We start from the raw sequence: 5,263 nt of genomic DNA, 5'->3' as shown, positions 1-5,263 counted from the left end.
ATGCGGGTACCGCAACCCGACATTATCGAGCATTTTGGCAACGCAGATGCCGTGCCGCAGCCGCCGGAGCGGTGCTTAAGCCGCTAGGCGGGAATTGTGCGGTGTTGCCATAAATCAGACTTTTTCTCAGCGTGTTGAAAAGCGTATTTTCCCTTGTAGAGGATAGGGGTGAACGCCACCGCAGAGGAATTCTGGCTTGCCGTGTGCTGCGAACGTTGCACATGATTTGTAGGGGACGATGCCTGCATCTTCCCGCAATGGTGGGCTTTGCCGCAGATTCCTCCACAGCAGGCTCCGCAAGGTGACGGGCGCACAACGTGCGCCCCTATGGTCACTATGGGGTAAACAGCGCAGTTTTCCCATGCGGTGCCGTGCCGCTTTCACGCAACATTTTCATCGCTTTGGCATCGGTTTTCGGACTTGTTTTCGGAACTTGTTTTTATCTTTGCGGATGACATGCATCGCGGTGATGGTGGCCACCACGCCGGGCAGCAAAAAGGCAAAGGCATCCAGCACCAGGCAGGCGGCCAGCTTGATTGCGGCGTTGGGAGCACTTTTGCAGTACCAGACTTCCAGCACAATACTGACCACAAAGCACACCAGCAGCACTGTGCCAATGCAAAGCAGCCCCCGCACAAACGGCGGGAGCTTGGCTTTAGCGGTCGATTCTGCGTTTTTTGGGGTGTTCCGTACCATTACAGTTTATGGATTTCCTCAACGAATTGGCTGACGATATCGCCTTTCAGGGTGCGGATCTTCTCGCCATGCTCAAACAGCACAGCACAGTCCTTGCCGCCTGCAATGCCGATGTCCGCATCGCTGGCTTCGCCGGGGCCATTGACAATACAGCCCATAATGGCGATTTTTACCGGCTTTTTGAAGCCCTCTTCTTTCAGGCGGCGCTCCACCTCGTTGGCAATTTCGATCATGGGGTACTGGGTGCGGCCGCAGGTGGGGCAGCTGATGATCTCCGGCCCGGCCACGGCGTAGCCAACCGCACGCAGGATATCGTAACCGGCGTACACTTCATCCTCCGGGTCGCCGGTCAGGGAGACGCGCAGCGTATCGCCGATGCCTTCCAGCAACAGGCCGCCAATCCCCATGCCGGATTTGATCAAGCCCATGCGGTTGCCGCCGGCTTCGGTCACACCCACATGCAGGGGGTAATCTGTCTGGGAGGCCAGCAGCCGGTAAGCGGCCATCATGCGCGGCACGTTGGAGGATTTTATGGAGATGACGATATTATTAAAGTCATGCTTTTCCAGCAGGCGCACATGGTACATGGCACTTTCCACCATGGCTTCCGGCACAGGGGCACCGTAACGGGCCAGGATATGCTTTTCCAGGCTGCCGCCGTTCACGCCAATGCGGATGGGGATGTTTTTGGCGTTGCAGGCATCCGCGACCGCTTTTACACGGTCATCATCACCGATGTTGCCGGGGTTGATGCGAATCTTATCGGCACCGGCATCGATGGCGGCAAGGGCGGCGCGATAGTCAAAGTGGATATCGGCCACAACGGGGATATCCACCGCCTCCTTAATGGCCGATACCACCGCGGCATCTGCCGGGGTGGGCACCGTGACGCGCACGATCTGGCAGCCCGCTTTTGCCACGCGTTTTGCCTGCTCCACGTTGCCCGCAATATCCTTAACGGGCACATTGAGCATGGTCTGCACTGCAATGGGGTTGGTGCCGCCAATGGTAATGTTGCCGATTTTGACCGTCCGTTTTAGCTGACGCATGGAAAAACGCCTCCTGTATGTTACTTCGCAAAGCCTACTGTTCCCCTTTTATCTGGGTTGCTGCGGCTTTCGTTTCAAATCAAAGAATATATTTTGCCACATCCTGCATCGTGGTCAGCACCACCAGCATTAAAAGCAGGATCATGCCTGCCGCGTTGATGGCTGTCTGGAAGCGCAGCGGCAGTTCCCGCCGGGTAATGCCTTCTGCGGCAAGGAACAGCAGCTTGCAGCCGTCCAGCCCGGGGATGGGCAGCAGGTTAAACACGCCAAGATTTACCGTGATGACAGCGGCCAGGCTGAGCACATCCCGCCAGCCATATTTGACGGCTTCGTTGACCGCATTGACTATACCGACCGGACCGGAAAGCCCATTGACGCCCACACGCCCGGTGAAAAGGTCCAGAAATCCGCGCAGGATGACCCGCGCATAATAGCAGAAATACCGTGCCGCCCCATGCACCACGCTGCGCGGCGTTTTTTCAATACCATACACCCGGAAATCCAGTACCATGGAGGTTGTGCCGTCCGCATTGGTAGTGGAATCAAACTGCACCTGGGGCAGTGTGACCAGCTTGCCGTCCCGCAGAACCGTGATGGTTGCGGTATCATTTTCGGTACGCTGCAGTTCGTACATGACATCTTCAGCCGTAAAGCAGAAATGCCTGTTGACCGCCATGATCTCATCGTTCACCTGCAGGCCAGATGCCTGGCTTTTTGGGTTTTCACCCTGGAAGTCATAAATGATCTTGCTGGTCACAGCGCTGCCGCTGGCCACAAGTACCAGCAACAGGATAAAGCCCAGCACAAAATTCATCAGGGCACCGGCGGCAATCACAAAAAAGCGCTGCCAGGGGCTTGCTTCCACAAAGCTTTTGCCATCCACCGTCAGGGGGAACAAGGGAGCATGCGGATCATAGGTATGCACAGAAGCAGCGGCAGCATCCTGCTTTTTCGCAGGTTCTGCCCGCTCCTGCTCGTCCGGGTCCTCAGATTCTTCCGGGGTTTCACCGGCAAGGTTATTGTAACCGCCCAGCGGCAGCAGACGCACGGAATAACGGGTGCCGCCCCTGACGGTACTCCACAGCGCCGGGCCGAACCCGATGGAAAATTCCTCCACATGGATGCCGCAGTGCCGGGCGGCAAAAAAATGCCCGGCCTCATGCACCAGCACCACCGTGCCAAATACCAAAACTGCCACAATCGCGGTCAGCAGAAAATTCATAAGCACCTCGCTTACAGGGAACTTTGACAGCCGGGCCGCCAAATGCCCGGCACAGAAGGGTTACACATGGGCTTTTACATAATCGCGCGCCATGCGGTCGCAGTCATACACATCCTGCAGGGTATAATCTCCGCCAAAGCTGTCGCTGTCCACCATGCCTTCCACCAGGCGGCCAATATCCAAAAAGCCGATCTTATCCTGCAGGAACAGGCGCACAGCTTCCTCGTTGGCACCGTTTGCGGCGCAGGGGCCAAGGCCGCCCTTGCGGATCGCCTTTTTGGCGGCTGCCAGGCAGCGGAACGTTTCATCATCCGCCACATCAAAGCTCAGATGCTTGAGGGCAGCAAAATCCAGCTCCGGCACCGGGCTGGGCAGACGGTCCGGCCAGGTCAGGGCATACTGGATGGGAATGCGCATATCCGGCACGCCCAGCTGAGCGATAACAGAATGGTCGGCAAACTGCACAGCAGAGTGCACAATGCTTTCGCGCTGGACAACAATCTGAATCTTATCCTCCGGCAAGCCAAACAGCCAGACAGCCTCAATCAGCTCCAGACCTTTGTTCATCAGGGTGGCGGAATCGATCGTGATCTTAGCGCCCATATTCCAGTTGGGGTGCTTGAGGGCATCAGACTTGGTTTTGCCGCGCAGCTGCTCGGTCGTCATACCAAAGAAAGGTCCGCCGGATGCGGTGAGCAGAATCTTTTCCAGCCGTTTGGCAGAATGCTGGTCCTGCAGGCACTGGAAGATGGCGGAATGCTCGCTGTCCACCGGCAGCAGCTTGACGCCGTATTTCTTTACCGCGTCCGTTACCAGGTGGCCGCCGGTCACAAGGCTTTCCTTGTTGGCGAGGGCCAGATCATGTCCGCTTTCGATTGCAGCCAGAGAGGCCGGCAAACCGGCAATACCGACTACCGCGTTCAATACAACATCGGGGCCATCCATGGCAGCCAGGGTGCGCAACCCCTCCGGGCCTTTCAGCAGTTTGGGTGCATTGGCGGTACCGGCAAGGGCAGCATCCAGTTTCTCACAGGCGGCAGGGTCCACCACGGCCACATATTCCGGGTGGAACTCTTCGATCTGCTTTTGCAGGATCTCCACGCGGGAGTTCGCTGCAAGGCCAAAGATGCGGTAGCCGTGCATCCGGGCAACATCAAGGCTCTGGGTACCGATGGAACCGGTAGAGCCAAGCAGAGTAATGGTTTTTGGCATGTTGACATCCCCTTATGGAAAGGCACTGCCCCAAAAGTGCAGTGCCGGTTGTTGTTCTGGGTTTCGGGACCCGGCCTGTTGATACGGCGGCCCCCCTGTTTACGCTTTACTGGAACACATAAAAGAAGTAACGCACCACGATGGACACCAGCGGCGCGATAAACATCACGCTGTCAAACCGGTCCAAAATACCGCCGTGGCCGGGGAAAATGGTGCCGTAATCTTTGATACCCACCTGACGCTTGACGGCAGAGGCGAAGAGATCGCCCAAAATGCCCAGCACCGACGCCACGGCGCCCATGGCGGCAATGATGATATAGTGCCGCGCGGTGACAGCCACCGTCAGGCTGGCGAACCGGCCGGAAAGCGCGCTGTAAATAATGGTTGCCAGCAGCCCGATGACCACGCTGCCGATCACACCGCCGATGGCGCCTTCCACCGTTTTGTTGGGGCTTACCACCGGAGCCAGCTTGTGCTTGCCGAACGCGCGGCCCGCAAAGTAGGCACAGGTATCGCCGCCCCAGGCAAAGCACAGGATCAGCAGGATGAAGTAGATGGCATCATAGCCGTACATATCCATCGGCAGGCAGCGCTTGAGGTGGATGAGAGAGTAAAAGCAGAACAGAATCACACCGCTGAAGTAGATAAAGCCGCTCAGCTTGCCAAAATCCAGCGTTTTATCATGGGTGATGAGCACCACATTATAAAACAGCACCGTCAAAAAGCCCACAGCCAGCAGCGCTGCGCGCGCCGCGCCGCTGGAGCTGAGCATGAGCAGCATGGTAAACGGCACCGCTGCCGCATACAGGTACCACTGCTTTTTGCCAAAGCCCATTGCGGTAAACACTTCATGAATGGCAAGCAGGCAGATAGCCGCCAGCACCAGGTCAAACAGGATCGTGTCAAAGAAAGCCAGAACCACGGCAAGAACAGCCAGCCCGACTACGGCGGTAATGATGCGAGTTTTCATAAAAGATGGTTTCCTTTCAACAGCAGCTGCGGTGTGTTAAGGCAATACCGCATAATTCTAAGTGCCGATACGGCGAGCGAGGTGCGGCAGATGCTAAGCCAAAAGCGCAGATAA

General features: G+C 57.0%; 4 protein-coding genes and 1 pseudogene. 1 reads left to right on the top strand and 4 read right to left on the bottom strand.

Going from position 1 to position 5,263, the window contains the following annotated elements:
• Positions 1-456: 456 nt before the first annotated feature.
• Positions 457-564 (top strand): annotated as a pseudogene (locus C4885_RS17350) (hypothetical protein); the annotation flags it as partial.
• A gap of 131 nt (positions 565-695) precedes the next feature.
• Here C4885_RS17350 and ispG read toward each other — a convergent pair.
• The 4 genes from ispG to C4885_RS15305 form a co-directional block, all read right to left on the bottom strand.
• Positions 696-1,745: a flavodoxin-dependent (E)-4-hydroxy-3-methylbut-2-enyl-diphosphate synthase gene (ispG, locus tag C4885_RS15320; protein WP_114001169.1), complete on the bottom strand. Its 1,050-nt coding sequence runs from the start codon at positions 1,743-1,745 to the stop codon at positions 696-698.
• A 79-nt stretch (positions 1,746-1,824) separates the two neighbouring features.
• Positions 1,825-2,967 carry an RIP metalloprotease gene (locus C4885_RS15315; protein WP_114001168.1) on the bottom strand — a complete coding sequence of 381 codons (1,143 nt, stop codon included), beginning with the start codon at positions 2,965-2,967 and terminating at the stop codon, positions 1,825-1,827.
• A gap of 60 nt (positions 2,968-3,027) precedes the next feature.
• Entirely contained in the window at positions 3,028-4,179 is a 1,152-nt protein-coding gene (gene dxr, locus C4885_RS15310) for a 1-deoxy-D-xylulose-5-phosphate reductoisomerase (RefSeq protein ID WP_114001167.1), read from the bottom strand.
• Between the two features lie 106 nt (positions 4,180-4,285).
• Positions 4,286-5,149, bottom strand: a complete 864-nt coding sequence (locus C4885_RS15305) for a phosphatidate cytidylyltransferase (protein WP_114001166.1) — start codon at positions 5,147-5,149, stop codon at positions 4,286-4,288.
• Positions 5,150-5,263: the final 114 nt, after the last annotated feature.

It is taken from the genome of Subdoligranulum sp. APC924/74, assembly GCF_003324125.1.
Classification (GTDB): Bacteria; Bacillota; Clostridia; order Oscillospirales; family Ruminococcaceae; genus Gemmiger; species Gemmiger qucibialis.
This window is presented reverse-complemented; position numbering and strand designations above follow the sequence as displayed.

What these genes read in the sequence shown, in the direction of transcription:
- ispG (WP_114001169.1), bottom strand. Translation starts at nt 1,745, where the DNA reads ATGCGTCAGCTAAAACGGACGGTCAAAATCGGCAACATTACCATTGGC.
- C4885_RS15315 (WP_114001168.1), bottom strand. Translation starts at nt 2,967, where the DNA reads ATGAATTTTCTGCTGACCGCGATTGTGGCAGTTTTGGTATTTGGCACG.
- dxr (WP_114001167.1), bottom strand. Translation starts at nt 4,179, where the DNA reads ATGCCAAAAACCATTACTCTGCTTGGCTCTACCGGTTCCATCGGTACC.
- C4885_RS15305 (WP_114001166.1), bottom strand. Translation starts at nt 5,149, where the DNA reads ATGAAAACTCGCATCATTACCGCCGTAGTCGGGCTGGCTGTTCTTGCC.